Here is a 2,425-nt window from a genome sequence, read left to right on the forward strand (position 1 = left end):
ATTGAAGTGTTCTTTTCGATAGGTCATAGCATAGATGTAAAAAGAGCCGCTGTTGGTGCCTTCGTACAATTTCTGGGGGGATATGCCGGGAATATCTTTGAGCCTGGAGGTCAGATGGGCGGCGTTTTCATTGCGGCGGGCAAAGCGTTCCTCTATACCGTCCCACTGGCCCAGCAGCACGGCCGCCTCGAACTCATTCATCCGGTATTTTGGACCGGCCACTTCGGTGCGTCCCCGGCGGGATGTGCCGTGATTATGGACGGTGTAACATTTGTCCATAAGCTCTTCGTCGTTTCCTATTATTGCACCGCCTTCTCCACAGGCAATTGTCTTGCTCGACTGGAAGCTGAAACATCCGAGGTCGCCAATGGTTCCTAACTTCTTACCCTTATACTCGGCCAGGTGTGCCTGGGCGGCATCTTCAATCACTTTCAAATTGTGCTTTTTGGCAATGGCCATGATTCTGTCCATATTGCAGGCTTGGCCCATCATGTGCACGGGCATAATCGCTTTGGTGTTTTCGGTAATCCTCCTTTCCACGTCTTCCGGGTCGAGCTGATAAGATTCGCGGTCCAGGTCAGCCAGGACGGGCAGCGCCCTGGCGGACAAAATGGAAGCGATTGTCCCCGGGTCGGTATAAGGTGAGGTGATGACTTCGTCGCCCGCATCAATTCCAAGCGCCTCCACACAAGTGTGTAATGCCTGGGTTCCGGAGCCGGTAGCCACGCAGAGCTTCGTCCCTATCAATTGGGCAAACTTTTTTTCAAGCGTGGGCACAGTACCTGTCTTAGATTGGATTCGACACCAAATCCTGCTCTTTGTGGTCTTCAATATCGAGTCTATAACATTTTCATCCCAGTATGGCCAGCGAGGCCAGCTCTTGTTTTTTCTGACGGGTTCACCGCCCAGGATAGCCAGCTTGCCGGCTTTTTTAGTTATGTTTCCATAGGCAGGAATGGTCCCTGAGGTAACAGCCGCGAGCGAGCCTGCCGATGCTGCGGCTATGAATTGCCGCCTTGTTAAATCGTTCTTATCCATTTTCAACTCCTTTCAATTGGCGTTCTCTGGAAAAATGACGTTTGGCTGAAGATTTCATTATAATCTCCCGCCCCGTTAGAAGATAGCGTTTTTCTTCTAACGGGCGAGCCGTTAGCGGAAAAAGTGTTCGGAATTTGGCCCATTCGACTGCGCTCAGGACAGGCTTTGTTTGGGTTTGTTTTGGGTTTGTTTTTCCTGACTCTCCGCAGCCATTTATTTTCATAATCCTCTGTATAATAGATGTTTACGCTCATTTTGGCCTTTGAAGAAATTGGGTTTGATTGGGTTTGAATTGGGTTTGAATTGGGTTTGTTTTCACCAAGTGTCCAATTGGATTTATTTTCATAATGCTTTGTATTATATGATTTTACGTTCATTTGACTTCTAAGAAAATTGGGTTTGTTTTGCATATTTCGTACAGCGTACAGCGTATAGCGTATAGCGTTGGGCCGGTTAGCGAGGATACCTATGGCACAAGTACCTATGGCATAAATTTGGGTTTCGATGGCCATCAGGAGGACCCCCGGATTTATGATTTACGATTGACGATTTATTGTGACCCTAATCCATTAGTTAGGTGTATTATACCATAAAACAGATTAGATTTCGAGTGAAATCCAGAAAAATCTCCGAGACTCGGCACTGTGTTCTGGATTCTCGATAGTGAGGAGTGAGCTAAAGTGAACTAAAGTGCCTACGAGTGAGCTAAAGTTGGATACTGGATGCTCCAACAATACCGTAAGTCGGAGAAAAACCATCCACTTCGCTCACTGGGTTTACTCAGTGGTTGCCATCCGTCGTTTGTGATAACTGTTCAAGCATTTTTTTGTACTCCGGGCTGTAAAGCTTGCGTGCTTCTTCCTGCCGTTTCTTGTAAAAAGCACTCGACACTCTAAATCCATCGACCAATTCCAAAACCTTGGGTTCTAATACCAATTTCCCAAATATCTTTCCACCTTTATGACGACGGTACATATACACCTTTTCGTTCTGTAAATCTACAGTCAACGTATATGAAGCATTTATTGGGGCGTTATTTTCTGCCACTATTTCTTTTGTGTTCCACTTTGTAATTTTCCAATGAATAATATCGACAGTAAGTAACGAGTCGTTGCCTTTTAAAAAAATCGATGACATAGCTTCTACACCACTCATAGTGTTTTTATTAAGCTCAATAACACTTGTTTGGATAGGAATCCCTTGAGGTGTGCCGTCCTTAAATACCCATGTTCCCGTAAGTGAAATATAGCCAGGACTAATGCTGTGTTCTCCAGAATTGAAGAAACTATATCTCGGCAAGCCCATGCGCGTGAAATGAAGCTTGTCGTATCTTCTCATCAACTCCAGAAATTCACCAAAGAGCAATTCTCCGGTAGGCTCTGCGCCA

Annotated in this window: 3 protein-coding genes; all 3 read right to left on the reverse strand. The window is 45.8% G+C overall.

Annotation, left to right across the window (positions count from 1 at the left end):
* Nucleotides 1-1,038: DegT/DnrJ/EryC1/StrS family aminotransferase (locus tag KKA81_17560; protein ID MBU2652738.1), on the reverse strand; the 1,038-nt coding region annotated here is incomplete at its 3' end.
* A 2-nt stretch (nt 1,039-1,040) separates the two neighbouring features.
* Nucleotides 1,041-1,550 carry a hypothetical protein gene (locus KKA81_17565; protein ID MBU2652739.1) on the reverse strand — a complete coding sequence of 170 codons (510 nt, stop codon included), beginning with the start codon at nt 1,548-1,550 and terminating at the stop codon, nt 1,041-1,043.
* A gap of 268 nt (nt 1,551-1,818) precedes the next feature.
* On the reverse strand, nt 1,819-2,425 hold a 607-nt coding region (locus KKA81_17570), incomplete at its 5' end, for a hypothetical protein (protein ID MBU2652740.1).

The sequence above is a fragment of the Bacteroidota bacterium genome, from assembly GCA_018831055.1.
Lineage (GTDB): Bacteria > Bacteroidota > Bacteroidia > Bacteroidales > B18-G4 > M55B132.

Coding starts and splice junctions, on each gene's coding strand:
- KKA81_17565 (MBU2652739.1), bottom strand. CDS start 1,550: ATGGCCATCGAAACCCAAATTTATGCCATAGGTACTTGTGCCATAGGT.